Genomic DNA, 26998 nt, shown 5'->3' with positions numbered 1-26998 from the left:
GGTTACGCTGCTGCTTCGGTATTCTTCTTGGATGGAATGAACCCCCATCCAGCAAGCGCAATACCAATGATGATGAGTGCGATTCCAGCCACGTTTGCAATCTTACCGAGCAACCCCCACCCGTATGCGTTTAGTAGCATGCCACGGATAGCGTTACCCCGGAATAGCACTTCGTTGCGCAAGGAATCTAACTCGGCAGCCCGTTTGGCTTCTGGGTAGGTCGATAGGGGGTTCGCCATTTCGATGGTGGTCTTGGCTGCAATGGTGGCTTCGTCATCACTGGGGTTGTCGGCCTTGATTCGGTCCGTAAGTGCCGTCTTGGCTTCCCTGGCTGGGTCTCCTGCACCTTCGTAGGTTGCTTCCTCGCCCTCTAAGCCAGCCTTCTTGGCGGAATTGCGCATGTGGGCGAAAATATAGTGATCAGCAAAGGCCTTCGCCTGATCGCCATTGAGGAGAATCTGGTCGGCATACGGACGAATGACTTGGGCGTCCTCCTCAGTAATCCTTCCCTGCTCGACCTGAGCATTGATGGCCTCTTCAGATGGAAAGTGAATATTTTGGTCTTCAAATTGTGCCGTTATAAAGGAATTGGCAAACATGGCCCCGTATAACGCGCCCACACCAACCAGCGCAAGAATGATTCCCACGATCTTTGATAACGTTTTATAAACTTGAATGGCCATTTGTTCTGTCAATCCTTTCTCGGTTCCAGGTAGGGGAGGCAGTGGCGCGCCCATGACGGTTGGCCAGCACAAGTAGCCGTGGTGGACCTCCCTTCAACCCAAATCATACACCTCGACGCAGCATCGAGTAATAGGGTGGATATACAGTATCGCAAAATAAATAAAGACGTTCTATACGTATTAATATGATTAGAAACAGTGTAATAGAGGTAGCGTAACTACTGATACGGCATTAAGCGCACTAGCCACCTTTGTTAATGCATATTGAACATGGTCATAGGATAAGACCGACTCATACGTAACCCAATGACAGAGGGACGTAGCCGCATGTATCGGGTTCAGTTATTGCTGATTGGGATCGAATGGCCATGTCTTTCCAGGTACATCAAGGCAGGTCGCTACCTTGTGCCACATATAGGCATTGAGTTTTTTATTCGCCTCATCAAGGGAGAACCAAGCCACATCATCAATCTCGTGTGGGTGCGCTGTTTGAGGGTGTTCCCAGTGCTGTCCAACTGGGGATGCAAAATATAAAAAGTGCAATCGCTCAGGGTTTGAGTGGGTAAACAATCCTGCGAATGCTGTTACTTCAACTGCAACCCCTGCTTCTTCAAAACATTCACGTATAGCACCCTCTTCGGGGCTTTCGTGTTTATCTACTACACCGCCAGGAAGCGTCCAACCTTGTTTAAAGTTGTCGTAGACGCAAAGCAGTTCACCGGTCACCGGATGGAAACAAATTGCTGAAGCTGCCGCTACGCGCATCGGTAGGCTCGCGAAAAAGTTTGCGCTACGTTCGTCGCTGCCTTTCCAAGTATGGGCAAGGGCAAGAATAAAGGGACCAGCATCTAATAGTCCCGGTGTGCGATCTATCGTGATGTCGTCATACCCCGCGTATGGTCGGCCACCGAGGTTGGCCCCTGCACCTGGTGCCAGCATCGTGAAGACATCAAGGCCTCGCTCGGCCATTGCATGGTGCAATGTTTCGGCCAACATGCCGCCAGCCTTCCCTGACGCCTGAGTGAATCGTTGACTGGGAACCAACGCCGCGATTAGCCCCCCTGGTCGCGTCGTATCAATAGCCTTGGCAATGAGTACCGGCCCCTGTACCCCCCGTGCGGCAACATCGCCGTCTAGGAGTAGACAAGCGTCCACAGGCGCTCCGTTATATCGGGCAGGATCCATACTGAATACCTCAGTCTGCGGGAGGCGTTCGTCTAGAACGGTGGCCGCCGCTTCATCCATACAAATGATTCGTGTTGCGGTGCTGAGATGGGGCAATAGGAGGGGCAAGGTATCAACCGGGGTCATAGATGCAGCTTAATGCGTAGGCAACGGGATGTTCTGCCTCCTTGAAGGATGCGGTAAACGTCCTATTCGCCCGTCGCGCTAACTTGCCCTATAGGACTACTTTTTGACGCCGATTCATTAAACGGCTCACCATCTGTAAGCAAAAGAATACGCAAAGTTTTTATTTTGGAGTTTCGCTTAGTACCGGGGCATTATCGGTACGTCTAGTGGGATATAAACGCCCCAAAATTCGTAAATGTAAACGCGAAAAAGGAATGAATTTATGGCCTCAGGTGCCCCGAAAAAAGTTTTAACCGTAGCAATGACGCTGGGGTTAATGGCTTCGGTCTTGTCGACCGTCCCCGTCAACCCCGCCGTTGCCCAAGAAGGCGAGGCTGTTGCCAATGAATCTGCCGGTGTTGCACCCGTAGATCTTGATGGTGGCGACGAGGTTGATGACCTCTCCCTTGTCCACCATCGTAAGAACTACGACCCACGGTTGATGCGCCCGCACTTCCAGGTGCCGCAATCAAAGAAGTGGCCACAGCGCCCACAAGCCAACCTTCAGAACCGTACGAATACGGTAGGCGACCAGGTTGATTACAACTTGTGGGCTGAGTTCCGCGGCTACGACATTCGTCAGATTTGCGTGTACGGCCTTCCGCCCGGACTGCACTTTGACCGTAACGGTCATATTACCGGTCGTGTGACAACCGTTGGACGGTACGAGGTAAGCGTTGTTGTAAAGAGCGGTCGTTATGCCCACCGCTTTGATTTCAATTGGCTTGTACAGCCCCGCAACGCCGTACCACAGGCAGCACCGCAGTCGGTGAGCTTCAACGCTACCAACCGTCCAGGTTCCACTGGTCTTGTACCATTGAACGTCAGTGACGATCAGGACATTCGTACCCTCAAGGTGGATGTACTACGTCGCCCCGACAACTCTCGTGTTGTTTTCACTGAGGGTGCATGGTTCCTTGAGGTGCCAATATCCAAGGCAGCTTCTTTCTCGAACCTTGCCGTAGTTGTCACCGATAAATATGGCGCAAGGAATGAGCCGGTACCGTTCAACGTCGAAGTTGTTTCCCAAAAGGTCAACCAGGCCCCAATCGCAAGCTTTATTCCAATTGCCCAGCAAGCTACCGGTCACCCAGGGACAAAGGCCACCGCGATTATCAAGGCTCTCGACGATGGGCTTCCTAATGGTCAGCTGACCATTCGCCCCGAGCGTCCGCTTCCCGCTGGATGGGAACTCGCTGGCTCCAATGGTCACTGGACCCTTACCGTTCCAAGTGATAAGCCAATCCCACTGACTGGCGTTCCTTTCATTATTTCTGATGGAGAAAAACAGACCCGTGTCGTGGTTGGCATCTGCATCTGGGAAAAGCCTGAGGTTCCCCACTACGCACCAATCGGCCTCGTCCAGCCTGTTGAAACCGTTGTTGGGAAGCCAGTCCGTCAGCCTATCTTCGTCTATGACGCAGATAGCCCCATCAAGGATCTGACTGTTTCTGTCTCCGGTGACAACCCTGCTGAGGTTAAGCCAGAACGTCAAGCCGACGGTTCATGGGTTCTTGTTGTTCCAGCTACGAAGGTCACTGATGGCCAGGTCACGACCGAACTTAAGGTCACCGATAACACCGGCCTTTCCACCACCTTCCCGGCCATCGTCTCTGTTGACCAGAATGTCCCAACGGTTATTGGGGATATTGCCAACCAGTCTCACTGGGTCGGCACCGATATTTCTCTTGACGTTCCGGTAGACCCCTCCTACTTCAAGCAAGTTGAGGTTGCTGGCCTCCCATCCGGTCTGCGCTACAACCACGAAACCGGCAAGATCGTCGGCCGCACCACGGCGCCAACCCCTGGTGCACAGCAAGTAACGGTCTCATTGATCGTAAACAAGCAGCGTGTGACCAAGACCTTTACCTGGAACGTTATTCAGATCAGTGAACGCTCCAACCACATTGGTGACAAGGTTGATTGGGATCTGGCTCCACATCTTCCTGCTGGCGTGAGTGCAGGCCAACTCGTCATTGATGGATTGCCTGAAGGCTTGAGTCTCAAGAACGGCCATATTGTTGGTACCGTTGCTGGTGGTGTCAAGACCTACAAGGTGACATTCACGGTTAAGGGTCAAGCGCACAAGACCACCTTTAACTGGGTGATCAAGGCCAAGGCAAATAACTCTGTCCCAACCGGTCAGGTCAGCTCCATCATCTCTCGTGTTGGTTCTCCGGTACAGGTCCGCCCCATCACTCTCCAAGATGCTGATACCCCTGTTGAGAACTTGACCGTTACGGTTAAGAGCGCTCCAGAAGGTGTCAGTGTTCGCAAGGGTGCCAATGGGTGGGAGCTTGTTGCTCAGACCACAAAGGTCATTAACGTCACGGATGTTGTTCTTGAGGTCACTGACGGAAAGAACAAGTCTCAGTTCAAGACCACAGTTGCCGTTTACCCAGCAGCCAAGATCACTGGTCTTGGTAACCAAAAGGTCTATGTAGGTGACCCAATCAACACGATCACCATTGGTATTACGGGTGAACAGCCTGGCGACAATATTGAAGTTGTTATCCCCGAAGGTTCCGGGCTTACCTATAACCCCAAAACCCGTCAGATCAGCGGTACACCTTCCAAGGTCGGCGAGTTCGATATCACCGTAACCTTGAAGGATGGCGCCGGCCGTGTCTTGGACACCCAAAAGGGCAAGATCAGCGTTGTTGATCGTCCAATCAAGGACACGACCAAGCCGACTGGTGCGGTAAGCGATGTAACAGCCACCGTTGGCGACCAAGAAGCTCGCCGTGTCATTTCCTTGAGCTATGGCAGCAACAAGACCGATGATCTCAACGTTGCTATTCAGGGCAATGCTCCTGAGGGTGTCAAGGTTGTTCGTGAAGGCAAGAACTGGGTCTTAGTCGTTGCGACCAATAAGGTCATTCAGCGCACTCAGGTTACGTACAAGGTCACAGATCAGGCATCCGGTCGTTCTTCAACGTTCACCAATAATGTTGAGGTACGGGCCAAGGGCAACACCGCACCAACCGCTTCTGTTGGACAGCTTGTCGGCCAAAAGGGTAAGGCATTTACACCTGTTGTCCTGAATGTTGCCGATGACACCACCCCAATCAAGGACCTTAAGGTCGTCGTTGAGTCTCAGGCTCCTGTCGAAGCGAAGTTCGATGGGTCCAAGTGGGTACTTGTCCTTAACACCGACAAGAAGATTGACCCGACGCAGGTGCGTATCACCGTTACCGATAAGGAAGGTCTCTCAACCTCCGTCGTAACTTGGGCCACCGTGACAACCAGCAAGTCGACGGCTCGCTTAGTGCCAATTGCTGACCAGTCCGGTGAGGTCAAGAAGCCGATCAAACCAATCAAGGTTCAGGTCATTGACAAGCAGCCTGGTGACCAGTTGAAGGTAGAGAACCTGCCGGACGGCATCACCTTTGATCCTAAGACCAATGTGATTTCCGGTGTGCCGACTGAGGTCAAGAAGACCACCGTTACCGTTACCATCTTTGATGAGGGCGGCAGCGTTGTAGACCGTGACACCTTCACCATTGATATCAAGGCCCCGTTGGCTCCCCCTGCCAACAAGAAGCCTGTTGTGTACGCTCCGGATGTGATCTTCCCAGAAGGTCAGCGTCGTGAAGTTGGTATCACGGTTACTGACGAAGATCCAGCTACGGTCAAGGTTGCGATTGCCGAACCTGTACCTGGTGTCTCTGTCCGTCAAGATGACAAGGGTGGCTGGGTCCTGGTTGCCGATGGTGCCAAGCCAATTAATGCCAAGGTTGTTCTGGTTGCGACTGATAAGGAAGGCCTGAAGGGTGATCCGTACACCGTGACGGTGAAGACCTTCCGTGCTCAGGTCTCTGACCTCGATCCATTGGGTAAGCAGACCGTTGACGTCGGTACTCCGATTAAGCCCGTAACGGTGAAGATCAACAACGGTCAGCCTGGTGACGCCCTCGAAATCGTTGGCGTGCCGACCTGGCTGAAGTTTGATCAACAAACCAAGACCTTCTCTGGTACCCCGGATGTTCCAGGTGTATTCAACGTCACCGTTATTTTGAAGAGTGCTGCTGGTGTCATTCAAGATACTGAGGTACTGACCATTGAGGCTGTCAAGGTTCCAGAGCTCTCCATCTCTGCTAACGACACACAGACGACGGTTAATACTCCGCTTCCTCCGGTTAACATCGAAGTCAAGAACGGGGATACCCGCAATGTGACCTTCGATAAGAACCTTCCAGCTGGGTTGACCTACCACCCGGAACTCGGTGTAATTGATGGCACCCCAACTGAGGTTGGCGTCACCAAACTCACCGCCACTGTGACTGGTGCGAAGGGGCAGAAAGCCTCCACCACCTTCACCATCACGGTGAACCCAGTGGCCAACACCAAGGCACCTACAGGTATGGTGAACCCGGTTGTTGCCACGGTTGGTGACCCGACAGTCAAGCGTGAGATCTTTGTCTTTGACGCTGATACCGATGATGATGACCTCGTCGTCACCTTGCTTGGTGGCCCTGATGCAGCATCCTTGGTAAAGGAAGGCGACCGCTGGTTCCTCGTTGTCAAGACAGACAAGGTTGTTCCAACGAGCAAGGTCTCCTTCAAGGTCAGCGACGGCAAGCTGGAAAATACCTTCTCGACATCAGTAACAGTGAATGAGAAGGCCAAGACCCCACTGCCCAAGCCAAGCATTGACAACCCAGGCGGTCAGACCTCCGAGGTTGGCGAATCTATTGATCCGTTGGTGATTGGGACTAATGACGTGCCTCAGGGTGAGACCCCCAAGGTTGATGGTCTTCCTGAAGGCTTGACGCCGAAATGGGATCCGAATAAGGGCACGATCACGATTACGGGTACGCCCACCAAGCCGACCGATAAGCCTGTTGATGTGGTCATTACCGTGACCGATCCGAATGATCCGAACAAGCCCATCAAGGAAACCTTCCCATGGCAGGTTAACCCCAAGGGTGGCGAGAAGTTTGGTCCTAAGGGCTGGGTCGATCCGGTCATCGCGAAGGTAGGCGATCCTGCAATCAAGCAGCCGATCAAGTTGAGTGATGCTGATACTCCGTTGAAGGATCTGACGGTCACAATGACCTCTGCTCCTGAAGGTGTGAAGCTGAACAAGGAAGGCGAGAACTACACGTTGGACGTTGTCACCGATAAGGTGATTCCGACCACGAAGGTCACCTTCCAGGTCACTGATGGCACCCACAAGACCTTGTTTGAGACAACGGTCACGGTCAACCCTGTTGCACAACCCAAGGCACCCACGGGTGTAGTGAATCCGGTTATCGCCACGGTTGGTGACCCGACGGTCATGCGTGAGATCTTCGTCCACGATGCCGACACCGAGATGAACAAGCTTGTCGTCGAACGTGTTAGCGGACCTGACATCGCATCCTTGAAGCACGAAGGCAACCGCTGGTTCTTAGTTGTTGAACCAACCAAGGTTCTTCCAACTGAAGAGGTCTCCTTCACGGTCAGTGATGGCCAGTTCAAGACCACCTTCTCAACGACTGTTACGGTCAATCAGAAGCCGCAGACACCTAAGCCCACGCCTTCCGTGGACAACCCAGGTGGCCAGACTTCAACGCAAGATAAGCCGATTGATCCGTTGGTGATTGGGACCAATGACGTGCCTCAGGGTGAGACCCCCAAGGTTGATGGTCTTCCTGAAGGCTTGACGCCGAACTGGGATCCGAATAAGGGCACGATCACGATTACGGGTACGCCCACCAAGCCGACCGATAAGCCAGTTGATGTGGTCATCACGATCACCAACCCGAATGATCCGAACAAGCCCATCAAGGAAACCTTCCCATGGCAGGTCAACCCTCGTACTGGCGACAAGTTCGCACCTAAGGGCTGGGTGAACCCGGTCATCGCGAAGGTAGGCGACCCCGCGATCAAGCGCCCAATTAACCTCGCTGATGCTGATACTCCGTTGAAGGGTCTGACGGTCACAATGACCTCTGCTCCTGAAGGTGTGAAGCTGAGCAAGGAAGGCGACAGCTACACGATGGACGTTGTCACCGATAAGGTGATTCCGACCACGAAGGTCACCTTCCAGGTCACTGACGGCACCCACACCAGCTTGTTCGAAACCACCGTGACGGTGAATACGAACACGGATCCATCTGCTCAGGACGCCACTATTGACGTTCCTGATGGACGGACGGTCGTGAATACGAAGCTGCCTGACATCCGAGTAACCGTTGCCCGTGCGAATATCGCCGATGTCACCTTTGATAAGGCCCTGCCAGCTGGCTTGACCTTTGATAAGACCAATGGCGTCATCTCCGGTACCCCAACCGTTGTTGGTGTAACCAAGCTGACCGCTTCGGTACCAGGTGCAAATGGCAAGGTTGTTACTGACGACTTCACCATCACGGTGACAAGTGCCAGTGCCCCGGGTCAAAATCCGGCACCGAGCCCATCAAATCCTGGAATTAGCAGCACCACGATTACTGGTACCCGTCTACAGGGCCCGACCCGTATTGAAACGGCGATTGCGATTAGCCGTCGTCAGTTCAAGGATCAGTCCGTACAGTCTGTAGTCATTGCCCGTAATGATCAGTACGCAGATGCCAACGCAGCTACCCCGTTCGCTGATTCCAAGAGCGCACCAGTCTTGTTGAGCACATCCAACGAGCTCCACAAAGACACGGCTGCTGAGATCAAGCGCATCCTGCGCCCCGGTGGGACGATCTACATGATGGGTCGCGAAGTCGCCCTGAGTGAAAAGGTCGAATCCGAGTTAAAGGCGCAGTTCGCTGGATTCCAGGTTGTCCGTATCGGTGGTGAAAACCGCTTCGCTACCGCCGCGATGATCTATGAACAGCTCGGCAAGCCGAAGATGGTCTCCATCGTTGACGGTGGTAACCCCGCTGTCGGTGATGCCTTGGTCGCCGGTACGGCGATGGCGTACAAGGATGGTGCAGTCCTCTACACCACCTTGGGTAATCTGGCCAATGAAACGAAGCCAGTCTTCGCGAATAACCAGATCACGACCACGTACACCTACGACCCGAAGGTGACCGCTGGGTACATCACGGTCGGTGGTAACGATGTTGTGGAACGTGCTATCTCGACAGCCAAGATCCACTGGACGAACTTCCAGGAAATCGGTGTGGCTGCTTCAGATCCAGACCACATCGTTGACGCCCTTGCTGGTGGCGCGATGGCTGCTCGTCGTAAGGCTCCAATGCTGCTCACACCACTTGATGTGAACGACACTCGTTTGCAGAACTTCGTTGATGACAGCATCAAGAGCCGTGGCCTGCAACATGTCTGGCTCTACGGTGGTGCAGAAGCCATTCCGCAGAATGTGGCTGACATTCTCGGTGGTAAGGGTGTAAAGATTCAGTGGGATACGTTCAACTGGACCGACAACACCCCGGCCGATCCCGAACTGAAGCCGCGCAAGCAGTAACCGTTCGTTCTAATCGGATACGCAGAACCGCCCTCCGGGGCGGTTCTGTTCATGTTGGCCGTAATTTCTGTGTGACTGATTGCAGTATCGAGTGGCCGGTCCAGGTGAGTAAGCAATCATTAAGCAAGGAAGAAAACCGTGTTTTCATCGCCGCAGTCACGCCGTTGGTCTGTAGCCTGGAGGCCATGAGTGCACAAACGGGAACTGATCGAGTAAAACGCGGCTTGGCTGACATGTTAAAAGGTGGCGTCATCATGGATGTGGTGACGCCAGAACAAGCCAAGATTGCAGAAGAAGCTGGGGCAGTGGCAGTGATGGCCCTTGAGCGAGTGCCAGCAGATATCCGTGCTCAAGGCGGGGTTGCAAGAGCAAGTGATCCCGAAATGATTAGTGGAATTATTGATGCAGTATCCATCCCAGTGATGGCAAAAGCGCGCATAGGGCACTTTGTAGAGGCACAGATTCTTCAAGAGCTTGGGGTTGACTATATTGATGAGTCTGAGGTGTTGACCCCTGCTGATGAGGAACACCACATCGATAAACATGCCTTTACCGTTCCATTCGTGTGTGGAGCTACCAATCTTGGTGAAGCACTACGGCGGATTGCTGAAGGGGCGGCCATGATTCGTTCCAAAGGTGAAGCTGGAACAGGCAATGTTGTCGAAGCAACACGGCATATGCGTGATATCAGCGCGGCAATCCGCTACCTGCATGGGCTTAACCCCGATGAACGCTATGTTGCTGCAAAAGAGTTTCAGGCACCTGTTGAACTTGTCAATGAAGTTGCGGAGACAGGCAAATTACCCGTTGTACTTTTCACTGCTGGTGGGATAGCAACACCGGCTGATGCGGCGATGATGATGCAGTTGGGGGCAGAGGGCGTTTTTGTAGGTTCAGGTATTTTCAAGTCCGGTGATCCCGCAAAACGTGCTAAGGCCATTGTCGAAGCGACCACGAACTACGATAACCCCAAGGTGCTTGCTGAAGTGAGTAAGGGGTTAGGTGAGGCCATGGTGGGATTAAACGTTGATGAAATCCCCGCACCGATGCGCTTTGCCGAGCGTGGTTGGTAACGCGAAGCCCCGGGTAGGGGTTCTTGCGCTACAAGGTGCCGTTGTTGAACACTTGCATCTGTTGGACACCCTTGGTGTCACGGGCACTAAGATTCGTCAACCGGAAGAGTTAGCTGGCCTCCATGGCCTCATCATCCCTGGTGGCGAGTCAACCACAATCGGTAAACTCGCTGACCGTTGGGGGCTCACTGATGCCATTCGTGAAGCGGTTGCCACTGGAATGGGTGTGTACGGCACCTGTGCGGGTGCCATTTTGGCTGGAAGGTCAACAGTTCTTGCTGATGGCACCCCAAGTGATCAAACCACGTTTGGGCTTATCGACATTGACACCCGCCGCAATGCATTCGGCCGTCAAATCGCAAGTGCTGAAGTAGACCTCGACGTGCAAGGGTTGGATGAGCCAATGCATGCGGTGTTTATTCGGGCGCCAGCCATCACCCGGCTTGGACCATCAGTTACTAACTTGGCGAACTATTCGGGCACCTGTGTGATCGCAGAATCAGACAATATCTTGGTGAGTTCGTTTCATCCTGAGCTGACTGAAGACCTCAGGCTACATACCTATTTCTTGAACAAGTTATAGGGGTATTTTGCCCAGGAATCGATGTTCTGTTTCCTCTATGTTTGGCCAAAACCAAACGAAGAGGAAACAGAATGTTTGCGCTAATCAAAATTAGTTGGCGTGAGGTGCGAGAAGGATTCGGAAAGTTCTTCCTCACGCTCTTAAGTGTTTCTCTTGGCGTAGCCTTTCTAACAGGAACCCTGGCATTGCGCGACACATTGGCTTCAACATTTAATGATGTTGTTAAAGCCGGCATCACTGCTGACCTTTATGTTCGTGGTGCTGTCATTGATGAACGATCAGGAAATGAAACACGACAAAATCTTGACTTGAATCTTGAACATAAGATTCGTTCAGTGGTCGGCCCTGACGCCGTGATTGAACCGGAAATGAACTTGCTCAATGTTCGCATCGAAGATGCAAACGGCGAAGTAATTTCTAATTCAGGTGCTCCAACGATCCTGATGCCCGCCTACGAGACCGATCTCTGGGCCAAGATAGTGGAAGGCCGCTTCCCCCGAGGACCACGTGAAGTGATTATGCTGCCCTCCACATTGGAATCCAGCGGCCTCAAGGTGGGTGACACCACAACGATGTATGTCAATGGAGCTGCGCGTGACGTCACGATAGTGGGGAGTATTGAAGGAGACTTCTCAACGTTTGGTGCGGTACTGTTGTTTATGGAACGAGATGTTGTTGAACCATTGGCACTTCCCGATGTTAAAAAGGTGCCAGCCATCGGTGTTACCTTGCCTGAAGGCGCAGATCTTCCAAAGACCATCGCTGATATTGCAAAGCAAGTTCCCGCAAATGCGGTCGTGGTGTCTAAAGATGTAAGAATTAAAGAAGCAGAAGAAACAATTGAAACTCAGCTCGGGTTTGTGAATGTATTTCTTCTCGTATTCGTATTTATTAGTTTATTTATAGGATCATTCGTTATTGCAAATACATTTGCAATGGTCGTTCGTCAACGAATGAAACAATTCGCGATGTTACGAGCAATTGGGACTCGTCCCCGTGGCATATTCTTCCTGGTCTTGGCCCAAGCCGTATCAATCGGCATTCTTGGGTCATTACTCGGCATCGTATTTGGGATTGGTTTACTCATGGCGATCGGTGTCTTCTTCCAATCGCTTGGGTTACCACTTTCAACGCCTACGATGAGTCCAACAATCATGGTGATTGGATGTGTCGTTGGCCTCATTGTGACCATTGCAGGCGCGCTCTTTAGTGCACGAACAGCTGCGCTGACAGACCCGCTTGATGTCTTGCGCAATGCAGGAGGTGCTGACCGGCGCGAATATACCTGGCGTAACTATGTCGGTGCCGTCATGCTGATTATCGGTATCGTCACCTGTTGGATGGCAGCAACCCAATCGAACTTCATGCTCATTGGGGTTGGGGCAACACTCGTGATCTTGGGTGTGCTGGGATCGCTGGCCTTCATGGCAGGGCCAGTCGTATCACTCGCCGCTCGCCTCTTTAGGCGAATCGCCAAGGTTGAAACAAACCTTGCTGTCGGCAATATCTTGCGCAATCGAGCCCGTACCGCCGCAACGGCAGGAGCATTGACCATCGGGGTCGCACTCGTTATCGCTGGCAGCATGTTGAGCGCATCCATTCAACAGGGAGCCAACTCCGTTGCGGCGAATAATTTGAAGGCCGACTTGTTTGTGATCTCGTCGAATGGCGGATTTATTCCTGAACAACTCGTCAACCAAATCAAAGATGTAGACGGTGTTTCTTCAGTGATTACCACACATGTGAGTCAGGCGGTGGTTACTCGCGAAAATGATAATGCGTCAACCGGAGAGCAATATGTCCAATATGTTGACCCCGATATTGGGGATATCCGTACCCAGACCGTCAAAGATGGTGACGAAAATGCCCTAGCAAATGATCGCATTATCATCAACCAAACCCGTCTTGATAAGAAGGATACGTATAAGGTCGACGATGAAGTCACCTTCGTAACACCCTATGGTAAGCGGACGGCAAAGGTGGGTGCGATCGTTGACGCACCAGGCTTGGATATGGCGCTGATTCTTCCTAAAACGTGGATCAAAGACCTAGACCCCGAGGCTCGAGACCCCCTCACTTTGGATATCAAGGTAGATGATGAGGCTGATGTCGAGACGGTCAAACGGGATATCAATGCCAAGATTGATGATGGGTTGCCTTACAAGGCTAATAATGCTGAAGAAATGAGTGGAGAAATCGGAAAACAGCTCGACACCATTCTTGGCATCCTCTATGCCCTCCTTGCGCTTAGCGTGATTACAGCGGTCTTTGGCATTGTCAACACCCTTGCACTCAGCGTCATGGACCGGACCCGTGAAATTGGTATGAGCCAGGCAATTGGGATGAACCGTCGCAATGTGATGGGCATGATCACTATCGAGAGCCTCCTTATCACCTTGTTGGGTACCGTCGTTGGTCTCATCACGGGTGTTGGGTTGGCGTGGTCTCTTGTCACCGCCCTTAAAGACCTTGGTATCGGCGGAACAACCGTGCCGTTCGGTACGATCGGTGTCGTGATTATCGGTGCCATTGTGGTTGGCATCATTGCGGCAGCGATACCAGCGAATCGAGCTTCAAAGATCAATGTGTTGTCAGCAATGGCTGAATAATCAAGCGAAGGAAAAGAACGATGTCATCACTACGTCCAATTACTCCAGTTGACCATCCCATTGTTGAAACCGAACGACTTCGTAAGGTCTATGGCAGTGGCGATGTGTCCGTCACCGCCCTTCATGATGTCGATGTGACCTTTGGCCGTGGTCAATTCACCGCCATTATGGGTCCCTCTGGGAGCGGTAAATCCACCCTCATGCATTGCACCGCGGGCCTAGACAGTATTTCAAGCGGTGTGGTGAATGTAAACGGGGCACTGGTCTCAAGTATGAGTGCCGCCCAACGCACCACATTCCGACGGGACAATATCGGGTTTATTTTCCAGGCGTTCAACCTGATTCCTAGCTTGAGTGCCCAAGAAAATATCACCCTCCCCAGTGATATCGCAGGGCGAAAGATCGATCGTGATCGCTTTGATGCGGTTATCAGCGCACTTGGAATTGGGAACCGCCTTACACACCGTCCCGCCGAGCTATCTGGTGGGCAACAACAGCGTGTTGCCTGTGCGCGCGCACTGGTATCTGATGCGGCAGTTGTATTTGCTGATGAACCCACCGGTAACCTCGATTCAGAAGCAACCGATTCGGTGTTGGGGTTCATTCGCTACGCGGTAGACGAACTTGGCCAAAGCGTGATCATGGTGACGCACGAACCCACCGCTGCAGCGTGGGCCGACCGGGTTGTCTTTTTACGCGATGGGGAGATGCAAGCAGAAATGCGTTCTCCCACAACTGATTCGGTATTGGATGCATTACGGACCTTCAGCGCCCAAGGACGCGAACTTGCTTCCCCTTCATCGGTATCTGGCCCGTACACACCGAGCTTGCATACAGTTGCTACGCCGTCAACACCACCATCTCCCATAGCACCGACTGCAACCTCATCGGCTGATGAACCCCAATTTATTGGGGTCGATCAGGATGGTGACAAGGCGTTTATGATTCCAGGCCTTGGGCGCGTAACGGTGAGCGGTGATGTCCACGTTCATGTCTATGACAAGCCGGAGGAACCATTATCCTCCGGACAAATCACTGCCGTGTACGAAGAAGCCGAGGATGTAGATCAGAACACGCCATCTGTACCCCCTCCTGGGATTGACGAAACCCAAGATTTGACTCATGCCACCGAAGGTACGAGTCCGGAAACCGAACAAGATAAGGATCCCGAATCGGGCGAAGTGACGCCACCACCATCATCCCCGTCACTTGATGTTCCCGTTGAACACTACGGGTTTACCGGTGGTGAGGAATCATGAAACGGTTTTTAAAGGTCCTCCTTGGGGTTGTCCTTGTAATCCTTGTATTGGGCGCTGTTGCGATCGGCTTTGCCTTGGTGGCGGGCACCGGCGGAACGGAACCTGACCCTGGCAGTGAAACCAGTAGTGAAGTAGCAGCAGAATCTGAATCAGCCAAACCGACTGACGTTGCTACAGGTGAAGCAACCATTGCAAAGGTGCGGATTGCCCTTAATGGCAAAGAAGAAACACGACAGGATTTTCGTGCGATTGAAGATGCCGCCAAAGACTTACGGAACGAACATTACGACGTAAAAGTCTTTGACCACGATGCCATTAACTCTGACCATTGGCAGACAACCTTGCGGTCAATTGCGGCATCTGATGCAGAGTTTCTCGTTGCAGGGACCGGGCAACTCGCTCCTTGGATCCTTGAAGCGGCAAAAGTAACGCCAGATAAGTACTGGATAACTTGGGATACTGATATCGAGTTACCAAATGTAACGAATATCCGTTTTGATAATCAGCGTGGGGCTTGGCTTGCTGGTCGTGTGGCCGGTCTTGCCACAGTAGACACGGAGCTATTCCCTCAATCAGCCAACCCTGATGCCCGCATTGTTGGTATTGTTGCAGCCTATCCAGGGGCAGATTCTGACGCCTATGTCAATGGTTTCCGAGATGGTGCAAAGTCTGTTCGTGGCGACATGGATGTGCGGGTGATTTATACGAATGGCATTGAAGATGCGACCCAAGCAAATAATGCCGCTAACCAGCTGTATACAGATGGTGCACAAGTGGTGTTCTCCTTACTTGGTAAAGGCAATGAGGGCGTGCTGGCTGCCGCACGGACCCACCGCAAGCAGGTCATTACGGTAGGCACAGAGGATACGAAAGCACCAAAAGAGCCGGTCATTGCCACCTTGGTTCGGCCCTTACGCCGAGAGCTTGTTGACCTGATCACGAGTAACAATCCGCAGTATCAACGCACCGTCTCAGTTGGTGTTGGACAAGATGATGTGTATCTCGAAGTTCGCCCAGACTTGAATACGAAAGTCGCTGAAGCCGTTGACGACCAGATTGAAGCATGGGAAAAGGAAGATGAGAAGAAATAGGGAGACCTAGTAGTCTCCCGTAAGCGACAAGAGCAAGTATCAGCGTGCGATTACACCTTGAATACAGAAGGAATGCAGCATGAGGGCACTATTTAAGATAAGTGCGCGTGAGGTCCGCGAAGGGTTTTCTCGCTTCTTTCTTACCATGCTGAGTGTTGCGCTTGGGGTTGCATTCCTTACCGGAACACTGACATTACGTGACTCATTACAGTCCACCTTCGATGACATTATCGGGTTGAGTTCACGTGCAGATGTGTTTGTTGTTGGTACCAAGATCAGTGAAACCTTGGGTTCTTCGGTACGGCGCTCAATGCCAGTCTCATATGAACACAAGATTCGCCGCAGCCTTGACGATCAAGCCGTTGTTGACCCGACTATGAATACGGTCGATGCGCGCTTAGAAAATGCAGAAGGTGAAATCATTTCCAATGCTGGAGCCCCCACAATTGTTCAGCCGTACCAAGCTGACCCGTTGTGGGGATCCTTGGAAGAAGGCCGGTGGCCAAAGGGTTCTCGAGAGATTTTGGTTGACAAGGCAGCCTTAGAACCAAATGGGCTTCACGTAGGCGATCGCACCACGCTTATTTTGGCTGGGGGAAGTCGGCAGGTAACAATTACGGGCTCCATTGCCTTTGAACAGCCATCATTCGGAACAGTTCAGATCTTCATGGACCGTGATGCGATTGAATCAATTGCAGCCCCCGACGGGAAGGTCCTGGGGTTTGAGATTTATTTGCCAGACGATATTCCCGTCGCAGACGCCATTCAGCGCATCGCTCACGAGCTACCCGCCGATACGATCGTGATGGGCAAGGAGCGCTACACGGCTGATCGGTACACCGCCCTTGAATCGGGGCTGGGATTTATAAGTATCTTCCTTCTTGTATTTGTATTCCTCAGCATCTTTATCGGCTCATTTGTCATTGCAAATACATTTGCAATGGTCGTACGACAGCGGTTAAAGCAATTCGCTATGCTGCGTGCCATCGGTGCCTCACCGACGGGTATCTTTGTCCTCGTCATTACCCAAGCGATTGCGATTGGGCTTTTGGGTTCACTTGCCGGCATTGTGCTTGGTATGACCCTGATGGCTGGCGTGGGCGTACTCTTTAGTCAGATCGGGCTCGAAATTAACCTTGTGGCAATGTCACTGCCGACCATGCTGATTGGATTGGGCACCGGGCTTGTGGTAACCACCATCGGGGCCGTCTTAAGCGCAAGGACGGCAGCACTGACCGATCCGCTTGATGTGTTACGCAATGCCCAAGGTGCGAATGATGCGAACATAACCTGGGTTAATTGGGTGAGTGCGCTGGTGTTGGGTATTGGCATTCTGATTACCGTAATTGGTGCCCAACAAACCGATCTGACGATGGTGGGGTATGGTGCCGCTGCCGTATTGTTTGGCACCCTTGGCCTGTTGAGTGTTATTGCCAATCCCATTATCAGGGTTGTGTCCAAACCCTTTGCGGTAGTGCTTCCTGTTCAAACCCACATGGCTGTTGAGAATATTGTGCGCAATGCCAAACGCACCGCATCCACATCAGGTGCACTGGTGATCGGTGTGGCTTTGGTGATGGCTGGAGCAACGCTGAGTTCGTCACTCAAGGGTGGAGGTACCAATCTAATCAGCAACTACACCGACATTGACCTCTTTGTGTATGACGGGCAAGGCCGAGTCGTTTCTCGTAGTGACGCAGGGAAAATTGCTGATATTGACGGGGTACAACGGCAAAACTGGTCCTATATCGGACAAGTTGCTATCGAACGTGACCAAGAAACCGCAAGTGATGTTGCCACTTTCGTGGCCAATGATGTGAAGGATTTTCGCAACTACACGGTCCTAGATGGTGATGATGATGCCTTAGCAGATAATGAGATCATGATTAATACCCTGCGTACTGATCGTGATGCGTGGGCTGTCGGGGATGAGGTAACAATCACTACCCCATTTGGGTCAAGAACCGCCAAGGTTGGGGCCATTATTGAAAGCCCGGTATTTTTCTCCAGTATCCTGCTACCCGATAGCTGGTCAGCAGAGTTGCTGGGCTCATCAGCCGATCCGGTATCTATAGACATCAAGATCGATGATGGCGCTGACCTTGAAACCGTCAAGCATGACATCAATCAATTATTTGTTGAACATGCAACCTATGAAGCCCGTACTGCCAAGGAAGTAAACGGTCAAGACGGTGCACAAATTGATCTCATCCTTGCCATTCTGTATGCCTTACTTGCCCTTAGTGTCGTTACTGCGGTCTTTGGCATCGTAAACACGTTAGCCTTGAGTGTGATGGATCGTGTTCGAGAAATTGGGATGATTCGCGCTATCGGGATGAGCCGTAGCGGGGTAATGACCATGATTACGCTCGAAAGTGTTTTACTAACGATCTTTGGTGTGATTATCGGTATGGGTATCGGCCTTGGGCTGTCATGGGCATTAGTAGCCGCTTTGGTGCAACTGGGTATCAGCAAGGTCATCTTCCCGTGGGGTACGATCGCGGCCTTGATTATTGGGGCAATGATCATCGGTGTCCTCGCTGCCTATATTCCTGCTCTCCGTGCCGCACGAGTGAATGAACTCCAAGCGATGACCGAATAAGGCGCCAGCATTATGTGGGCACTCCTTAGAATCAGCTGGCGAGAAGTAACTGAAGGACTTTCTCGGTTCTTGCTCACGATGCTAAGCGTGGCCCTTGGGGTCGCGTTTCTTACTGGGACACTAACGTTACGTGACTCGCTTCAGTCAACCTTTGATACGATCATAGGGCTATCCACCCGAGCCAATGTCTTTGTTGTTGGCCAACGGCTGAGTGAGTCATTAGGGTCTTCGATTCGTCGTTCCTTACCGTTGGATTATGAGTATAAGATTCGCCACGCACTCGGATCGGGGGCACTAGTCGAACCAGGAATTAGCACCCAAAACGCACAAATCGAAGATGGCAGTGGCAAGGCGATTGATAATGCCGGAGCGCCGACGATCGTACGTCCTTATTACGATGATGACCGTTGGGGAAAACTGGTCAACGGGCGATGGCCCTACGGGCAACACGAAGTTGTGTTATTCGAAAACGTACTCGAAGCAAATGATTTACACGTCGGTGACACTACAACCTTGACCATCAATGGTGGTTCTCGCAAGGTCAGGATCACAGGTGCATTAGAAGCAATTGACCCCACCTTTGGTTCGGTGATTGTGCTTATGGAACGCGATGTCATCGAGCCATTGACCATCCCTGACAACAAAGTTCCGAGCTTTGAGGTCTACCTTGAACCGGGCCAAGACGTCACAACGGCAATTCAAACGGTTGCAAAAACCATTCCAGCTGATGCCATCGTGATGAGCGCTGACTATTACGCGCAAGACCGGTTTAAGGCGCTAGAAACCGGCCTGGGATTCGTCAGTGTTTTCCTAATGGTCTTTGTTTTCTTAAGTATTTTTATTGGTTCATTTGTCATCGCCAATACCTTTGCCATGGTGGTGCGCCAGCGCATGAAACAATTTGCGATGTTACGCGCTATCGGTGCTAAGCCTGGATCTATTTTTGGATTGGTTATTGGGCAAGCGGTAGTAATCGGGATCTTAGGTTCTGTGCTTGGTATCGCGCTTGGCATAGCACTCACCGTAGGTATTGGGGCACTCTTTTCAAGTCTCAATATCGAAATTGCGATGAATACAATGACCCTGGAAATAATGGGTATTGGCCTCATCACTGGCATGATCGTCACAATTGTTGGGGCGCTGCTCAGTGCGCGAAGCGCAGCATTGACCGATCCTCTTGAGGTATTACGCAACGCCAGCGGTGTTCAAGAACAAGTGGTGACCTGGGTCAACTGGGTGTTCTGTGCCGTGATGTTCGCTGGGGCTGGCACTGCTTATGTGGGTGCAATAACACCAGAGCCTAAAACCGTAGGGTACGGGGCGGTACTTGTCCTGTTCGGGGTACTTGGTGCCCTACGCATAGCGGCTGTACCTATCGTGCAGGTTGTTGCCAAGCCATTTCACAACCTGTGGCCGGTTCACACGAGGCTTGCCGTGGGCAATATTGTGCGTAACCCGAAACGAACGGCCTCTACCGCTGGGGCGCTTTTGATTGGGGTGGCATTGGTTATTACTGGGGCCACGTTGAGTACGTCACTTAAACAAGGGTCCACGCAGGTACTGGAGAGTAATACCAATTTTGATCTTGTTGTTTACACAGGTTCAGGTGCGCCCGTTCCACGATCAGAAGCAGAGAAAATCGCTGATGTTGAGGGAATTAGTCAAAGCTCATGGTTGTACCTATCCAATATGGCGATCACCAGGGATAGCGACACGGTTTCTTCGCTAACGATGATGGTTAGCCCCGATGTCACGAATTTCCGTACCCAGAAGGTACTTGACGGTGATCCGGACGCACTTGCTCAGGGAGACGTACTCATCAACGTGCTTCGTGGGGATAAAGATGCGTGGAACGTGGGGGATGAACTTACTGTTGCCACAAGGTTAGGGGAGAAGAAAGCAAAGGTTGGTGCCCTTGTCGAAGCTCCTGCGCTATTTTCTGAGGTAGTTGTTCCAGACACCTGGGTTGAGGAGCTTTTTGGCCAAAACGCACAGCCGATAGCCGTTGACATCATCGTGGACGATGATGCTGATCTTCTACAAGTGCAGCGTGATATCAATGCCCAGTTTGTTGATAATGCGATCTACCATGCCGCCACTCGTGAGGAGATCGGGGGAGAGGATTCTGCCCAAATCGATCTCATTTTATCTATTTTGTATGCTTTATTGGCGCTGAGCATTATCACTTCTGTCTTTGGGATTATTAATACCCTTGCCCTAAGTGTGATGGAACGTGTCCGAGAGATTGGAATGATACGAGCTATTGGGATGAATCGAGTGGGCATTATGGGGATGATCGCCCTCGAAAGTGTGCTTACGACGATCTTTGGCACGATCATCGGTTTGGGTGTGGGTATCGGCCTGTCCTGGGCTTTAGTGAGTAGCTTGTCTGGGCTCGGGATCAGCCGAACTGTTTATCCGTGGGTACCGATCGTCTGGATGATTATTGGTTCATTAGTCATCGGTGTGCTTGCCGCAATTGTCCCAGCTCGTCAGGCTGCCAATATCAATGAACTTGAGGCCATGGCCGAATAGCAGTTTTCTTTATGTGCATGCAATGTTAAGTACTGAGCAAACCATAATGTTAACTCATGATTATTAATAGCAACTTATTGATAGGTTTTGATTGTCATCAATTATCTTTAATGCTATAAATAATATTATTTAATTACTTAATAGTGTATTGGAAAAGAAAAGTGTGGGTAGGTTGAGCTTAATGAGATTGCGGGACGTTTGGTGTTGTAATTACCTATGAGCTTGCTAAGACTGAAGGCACACACGTCTTAAGGAGTGCTCATGGTTTCTACCCGTTTCGTCGTCCCTGTAGCTGCATGTCTGGTACTTGCCGGGTGTGCTGGAGGTACGACAACCTCAGATGGAAGCGAATCAACCGAAGGGGGTAGTGAAGCAATCACTCCGTTGGAATCGAGTTCAACTTCTGCCGATGCGTCAATTACGGGTGAGCCACCTTCAATCGTTAGTGTATTGAACGGCCCCCTGGGTGATGATGCCTTTTTTGATGACGTTGAACAAGGTCTGCATACCCTCGCTGACCAGGGTTGGGAAACTAAAACCGTTGAAGCCCCACTGAACGATCCGGTGTCTTGGAAAGCCAACCTTGAAGCGGCGAGTAACGGCGACTATGACCTCGTGGTGGTTGGCACTATTCAAATGGCTGATATCTTGCAAACGGTTGCCCCAGCCCACCCGAACCAACACTATGTGATTTGGGACATGGTGGTTGATGCTCCAAATGTCACCTCAATCACGTATGCCCAAAACGAAGGTTCTTACCTTGCTGGTGTGCTTGCAGCGAAAGCGAGCCAGGACACAACCGCATTCCCAAAGTCAGAAGGCAATAACCGTGTCGGCATCGTGGCTGGTATGGAAAGTCCAGTGATAGATGATTTCATCGGTGGGTTTAAAGCCGGGGTTGCCTCGGTATCACCAGATATGCCAGTTGATGTGGCCTATGTTGGCTCATTTACTGATGCCAACGCTGGGGCGCAACAAGCCAAGGCTATGTATGACCAAGGCGTTGATGTTATTTATGCGATTGCTGGTGGGGCCAGCCTGGGTGTGGCCCATGCCGCAAAAGAAGCTGATGACTATGCCATTGGCGTGGATTTAAATATGAATCCTGTCGAACCAGGCTTCGTGCTTGCGTCAATGGTTAAACAAATTGGGCGTTCAATCAGTGATACAAGCAATGGTCTGAAGGATGGAACGGTCCAACCAGGTACGGTTCAGGTCATCGGATTGGACGCAGGGTTGGGGCTAACCTATGAAGGTAATAACGACGCTGTGCCTGATACGGTGAAGAAAGAGCTGGACCAAACGGCAACAGACATTATTGATGGCAAGATTACGGTTCCAAGCGCTTTAAATGGGCAATAGTGTTGCCGTCACAAGCCCGCCTAGGGTGTAACCAGTTCAATGGCACATGTTCCTCATACCCCAAAGGAGTCTCCGCGGCCTATTCGCGCGCCTGGCCAGCCCGTTCTGTCTGCGGCTGGCCTCGTAGTGTCCTTTTCGGGACAACGGGTGCTGTCTGATGTTCGTATAGACGTAATCGCAGGGGAAGTTCACGGCATCATCGGTCACAACGGGGCAGGTAAATCCACGCTGGCGAGATGCCTTACCCGTGACCTTATGCCTGATCGTGGACGGGTTGTTGTTCAGGGAAACACGGCGTTAGTCACACAGCATCCTCATATCATTCCAGACCGCCCAGTTGCGGCTTCGGTATGGCTTGGCCGGGAGCCATCTCGATGGGGGCGTATCGATATGGCCCGTGCCATTGCAGCAACAGCGGCATTGGCTCATCAGTATGACGTGGACTTGGCGGCATTTGGTATTGTGCCGACAGATCCCGGCCATACCCTCAACCCGGTACAACGCCATATTGTTTCAATGCTTGCCGCGTTGGCACAAAACCCTCACGTATTGATTGCTGATGAAGTCACGGCGGGGGCAAGCCATCAAGATCGGCTACACGTGGTTGATGCCTTGGCTTCGATCGCTAAACAAGGTATCGGAGTTGTTGCGATTACCCATTTCCCAGATGAGATCATTCAAGTGGCCAACCGTGTTACGGTGCTGTATGAGGGACGGTCTTTTGGGCCGATAGCAACAACGTCACTGGATGAGCAGCAGGTGCGCGACGCAATGGCTGGCTATCTGATGGTTGACGGGGAGATTGTAGAACCATGGAAATCCATGGATAAGCAAGGGCCAATACACCCTCGCCAGCCATCACTGCATGTTGCCAGTGAAACTGACAAACCAGATGCCAAACCCAATTCGCCACAACCTTCACCCCATCAGCCTGTGCTTGTATCCTCAACGCAGTTGCCTGCAACCGATGGGGCACAAGCTGCTGCTCAAGTATCTGGGCTACGCATCTATCAGCCCGGTGCACACCGGCCAGTTGTTGCTCTACCTGGCCAGGTCGTTGTTGTTTTGGGCAGCCCAACAGAAGGGGTAGATGCCCTTGTCGATACCATCACAGGGCTCAACAACCACAAGGGGTGGCACGCCCATTGGAATGATGTGGCTCTTGAAGGGCATACCCTCCTTGAACGAACACGAATGGGGCTTGCCTGGATCCCTGATGATCGTACGGAGTATGGTCCTGCACCAAACATGACGATTGCAGCCAATACCGCTATGGCAGTGCCCGGATCACCCGTTTGGTCACCCCACGGATGGATACGGCAACGCCAGTTGCGTCACCTAAGTCAGCGTGTCATTCATTCGGCACAAGCATTACAAGGCATTCGCCCCACCCGATTCATTCGTGCGCTCTCAGGTGGTCAAACACAAGCCGTGATGATCGGTCGCGCACTAGCTGTGAACCCAGCGGTGTTACTTGCCTGTAATCCAGCACAAGGGTTGGACCCCGGGGCAACCACAGATCTTGTTGCAACATTGCGGGATCAAGCCGCAAACGGGTGTGCGGTGGTGGTAACCACGACAGACTCCCTCTTTGCCCAACAGGTTGGTGACCGCTTCTGGAAAGCCGATCAGGGCAACCTGATCCCAATGCAGCCTCTAGGTGCACCGACTCACCAGACCCATCCACCACGCGCACCGATCATTCCCCAACCGCAGCGCCTGACAATTCCAGGACCGCTCATTGCGGTACTCATCGCAGTATGTGCAGCAGCAGGGGTGGTCAGTCTCTGGGGTGCCAACCCATTACATGTCACACAAGACCTCATTCAATTTGCCTGGTTCACCTCTGCAGGCCAGGGGGCCATGCTTGCCCATCTTGCCCCACTCCTGGTGATAGCGGCAGGTGTTGCAGTGATGTTCCGTGCCGATGTCATTGGGATTGGAGCAGAAGGCCAGCTCTATGCTGGCGCATTGTCCGCGGCGATTATTGGACAATATGCAGGTATTCCTGGGTGGGTGGGCAGTGTGTTTGCCCTTCTTGGAGGTGCCCTTGCTGGTGGGATATGGGCCGTTCCGGTCGCGTGGCTAAAAGCACGGCTGCAGGCAAATGAAATTGTGGTTTCACTGATTTTTAACGCCCTGGGGGTACTTGGTTGCGCATGGCTTGTTGCTGGCCCGTTCAACGGGGGACAAGGCGCGTTGACTACCGCCCCCGTAATCGACACGACACGGCTACCCACAGCGATACTGGGCCCAGTAGGGGCCGACGTGTTTATCGCTATCTTGACTCTTACCATTACGGCAATCGTGTTGGCGTACACGCGATGGGGGCTCGGTACACGCTATCTCGGCCAGGGGATCAAGCGCGCACAGGCTATGGGTATTAACCCACCGAGACGTCAGGCCCAAGTGCTTGTCATCGGGGGTGCCCTGGCTGGATTAGCCGGTGCCTTAGTTGTACTTGGGCCTGCTGGGGGCCGATTCTCCATGGTTTTTAGCCCTGGCTACGGGTTTATGGCCATCATGATCGCACTGGTGGGGGCTTATCGTGGTTGGGGTATAGCCATCGCTGCCCTTGCGTTCACAACCGTGATGGCTGGTGCAGGGGCCATCCAACTATCGTCTGGGATACCTCTCGCGATTACCGGTGTTATCCAAGGGGTACTTGTGCTATGCGTCACGATGCGTATTCGATTGCCAGCCAGGGCGCGGCGTAAACACGACAAACCCAACCCTGAGGAATCACGATGACCCCAACGATCAGCACGCTGGGAATCGCCACTCTGGTAGCCGCTTCTCCACTTGTCCTCGCCACCTTAGGTGCGGTTTTAACGTATCGTGCCGGCCTCTTAGATATTGGGTTGGAAGGCAAGATTGCGGTAGGGACGTTTACGGCGTTGGCGTGGGCGGCGTGGGTACCCAATGCTCCTGAACGATGGTGGGCACCCCTCGTGGCTATTGGTATGGCGGTGGTGGGATCGGTTGCTATCAGTCTCGTTCACGCAGGGGTGGTCCTAGTTGGAAAAGCCGATGCCTTCATTAGCGCTATTGGTATCAACCTGGTTGGACTAGCGCTCGTTCCCCTAGGACTTCAAGCGGTATTCGGTTCACCGGGTTCTTCCCCTGGTACGGCCCGTATCGTGCTTCCTCATCTGCACGAAGCACTCGGCTCATTAACCTGGATTGATGGTGCCGGCGCCATTGGTGCGCTTGTTCTCGCCACCTGGTTGGCTCACCATCGTGGCGGGGCGCATCTTCATGCGGTCGGAGTGGCCCCAGATGCGGCGGCCCAAAGTGGTATCCGGCCTGCACGCTGGCATCTCATCGCACTCCTTGGATCTGGTCTCGCCGCTGGTCTTGCGGCGAGCCAACTGACGGTCGGCAGTCTAGGTATCGTCAGTCCGATGATGGTTGCAGGACGTGGCTTCTTAGCATTGGCGGCAGCGGTCGTTGCCAGAGGCAACGTATGGCCAGCCATGCTTGCCTGTGTGGTGATGGGGTTTGGAGAAGCGCTAGCGGACTACCTCGTCACCGTAACCCATGCACCTCAATTCCTCTTGGCACTTCCGTGGCTTTTGGCGTTGGTCGGGCTCACGGTTGCGGCTTGGCTGCGGGTAAGACGAAGGGCTTAGGCTGGGTTCAAGGCTGCTTGGGGCGAGTACACTCGTCGCCGACGATTCGATATAAGGAGACCCATGTCCGGGCATAGTAAATGGTCCACGATCAAGCGTAAAAAGGGTGCTAATGATGCCGCCCGCGGCAAGCTGTTCGCGCGTCTTATCAAAGCGATTGAGGCAGCTGCACGCGAAGGTGGGGCTGATCCTGATATGAACCCCACATTGGCAACGATGGTGCAAAAGGCCCGTGATGCCAGTGTGCCGAAAGACAATATTGCGCGTGCCCTCGACCGTGCAGCCGGGAAAGATGCTGGTGGCGCGAACTGGGAGACATTTACCTACGAAGGCTACGCCCCAGCAGGGGTAGCGGTGTACGTCGTATGCCTGACGGATAACAAGAATCGAGCTGCAGCCGATGTCCGCACCGCCTTCAATAAGAACGGTGGCAATCTGGCTGAACCAGGTGCAGTGGGGTATCTGTTTGCACGCAAGGGGATTTTGCGCGTCCCAGCTGAGGGTGTCGAAGAGGACGACTTATTAATGGCTGGACTTGATGCGGGTATCGACACGGTTGAACGCATTGACGATAGTTGGGAAGTCACCTGTGAACCTGGCGATCTCAACGGATTGCGTACTGCGCTCACTGATGCAGGTATTACTGTCGCTGAGGTTGACAGCCCCATGCTGCCGTCTATGCAAGTACCGATTGATAACCTTGAAGATGCGCAGAAGGTGATGCGCGTCCTTGATGCCCTTGACGACTGTGACGACGTGCAGGAAGTTTTTGCTAACCATGACTTCTCTGATGAGGTGATGGAAGCCCTCGCCTAACCAGGTG

At 52.5% G+C, this 26998-nt stretch carries 14 protein-coding genes; 12 read left to right on the top strand and 2 right to left on the bottom strand.

Going from position 1 to position 26998, the window contains the following annotated elements; translation table 11 throughout:
- Positions 1–2 precede the first annotated feature (2 nt).
- Positions 3–683: a hypothetical protein gene (locus tag VCU37_RS00855; protein ID WP_336248741.1), complete on the bottom strand. Its 681-nt coding sequence runs from the start codon at positions 681–683 to the stop codon at positions 3–5.
- A 342-nt stretch (positions 684–1025) separates the two neighbouring features.
- On the bottom strand, positions 1026–1994 hold the full coding sequence (locus VCU37_RS00850; RefSeq protein WP_336248740.1) for an NUDIX hydrolase: 969 nt from the start codon (positions 1992–1994) through the stop codon (positions 1026–1028).
- Positions 1995–2256: 262 nt separating this feature from the next.
- Here VCU37_RS00850 and VCU37_RS00845 point away from each other — a divergent pair, with 262 nt between their 5' ends.
- From VCU37_RS00845 to VCU37_RS00790, 12 genes are all read left to right on the top strand, one after another.
- The gene (locus tag VCU37_RS00845) at positions 2257–9429 is read left to right on the top strand and encodes a putative Ig domain-containing protein (RefSeq protein WP_336248739.1); all 7173 of its coding nucleotides are present in this window, start codon (positions 2257–2259) and stop codon (positions 9427–9429) included.
- 185 nt (positions 9430–9614) lie between these two features.
- A complete protein-coding gene (pdxS, locus tag VCU37_RS00840) occupies positions 9615–10502 on the top strand; it encodes a pyridoxal 5'-phosphate synthase lyase subunit PdxS (RefSeq protein ID WP_336248738.1) in 888 nt (295 codons plus the stop codon).
- Positions 10459–11085, top strand: a complete 627-nt coding sequence (gene pdxT / locus VCU37_RS00835) for a pyridoxal 5'-phosphate synthase glutaminase subunit PdxT (protein WP_336248737.1) — start codon at positions 10459–10461, stop codon at positions 11083–11085. The genes pdxS and pdxT overlap by 44 nt, the downstream gene beginning before the upstream one ends.
- Positions 11086–11156: 71 nt before the next feature.
- A complete protein-coding gene (locus VCU37_RS00830; protein WP_336248736.1) occupies positions 11157–13694 on the top strand; it encodes an ABC transporter permease in 2538 nt (845 codons plus the stop codon).
- 20 nt (positions 13695–13714) lie between these two features.
- Positions 13715–14953 (top strand): ABC transporter ATP-binding protein, encoded by a 1239-nt coding sequence (locus VCU37_RS00825; protein ID WP_336248735.1) that lies wholly within the window; start codon positions 13715–13717, stop codon positions 14951–14953.
- Positions 14950–16044, top strand: a complete 1095-nt coding sequence (locus VCU37_RS00820; protein WP_336248734.1) for a BMP family lipoprotein — start codon at positions 14950–14952, stop codon at positions 16042–16044. The genes VCU37_RS00825 and VCU37_RS00820 overlap by 4 nt, the downstream gene beginning before the upstream one ends.
- A 79-nt stretch (positions 16045–16123) precedes the next feature.
- A complete protein-coding gene (locus VCU37_RS00815) occupies positions 16124–18646 on the top strand; it encodes an ABC transporter permease (RefSeq protein ID WP_336248733.1) in 2523 nt (840 codons plus the stop codon).
- A 12-nt stretch (positions 18647–18658) separates the two neighbouring features.
- Positions 18659–21181, top strand: a complete 2523-nt coding sequence (locus tag VCU37_RS00810) for an ABC transporter permease (protein ID WP_336248732.1) — start codon at positions 18659–18661, stop codon at positions 21179–21181.
- Between the two features lie 261 nt (positions 21182–21442).
- The gene (locus VCU37_RS00805; RefSeq protein ID WP_336248731.1) at positions 21443–22543 is read left to right on the top strand and encodes a BMP family lipoprotein; all 1101 of its coding nucleotides are present in this window, start codon (positions 21443–21445) and stop codon (positions 22541–22543) included.
- Positions 22544–22582: 39 nt separating this feature from the next.
- The gene (locus VCU37_RS00800; RefSeq protein ID WP_336248730.1) at positions 22583–25294 is read left to right on the top strand and encodes an ABC transporter permease subunit; all 2712 of its coding nucleotides are present in this window, start codon (positions 22583–22585) and stop codon (positions 25292–25294) included.
- The gene (locus VCU37_RS00795) at positions 25291–26175 is read left to right on the top strand and encodes an ABC transporter permease subunit (protein ID WP_336248729.1); all 885 of its coding nucleotides are present in this window, start codon (positions 25291–25293) and stop codon (positions 26173–26175) included. Before VCU37_RS00800 ends, VCU37_RS00795 begins: the two co-directional genes overlap by 4 nt.
- Positions 26176–26238: 63 nt before the next feature.
- The gene (locus VCU37_RS00790; protein WP_336248728.1) at positions 26239–26991 is read left to right on the top strand and encodes a YebC/PmpR family DNA-binding transcriptional regulator; all 753 of its coding nucleotides are present in this window, start codon (positions 26239–26241) and stop codon (positions 26989–26991) included.
- Positions 26992–26998: the final 7 nt, after the last annotated feature.

This window comes from Stomatohabitans albus (assembly GCF_036336025.1).
Taxonomy (GTDB): Bacteria; Actinomycetota; Nitriliruptoria; order Euzebyales; family Euzebyaceae; genus Stomatohabitans; species Stomatohabitans albus.
This window is presented reverse-complemented; position numbering and strand designations above follow the sequence as displayed.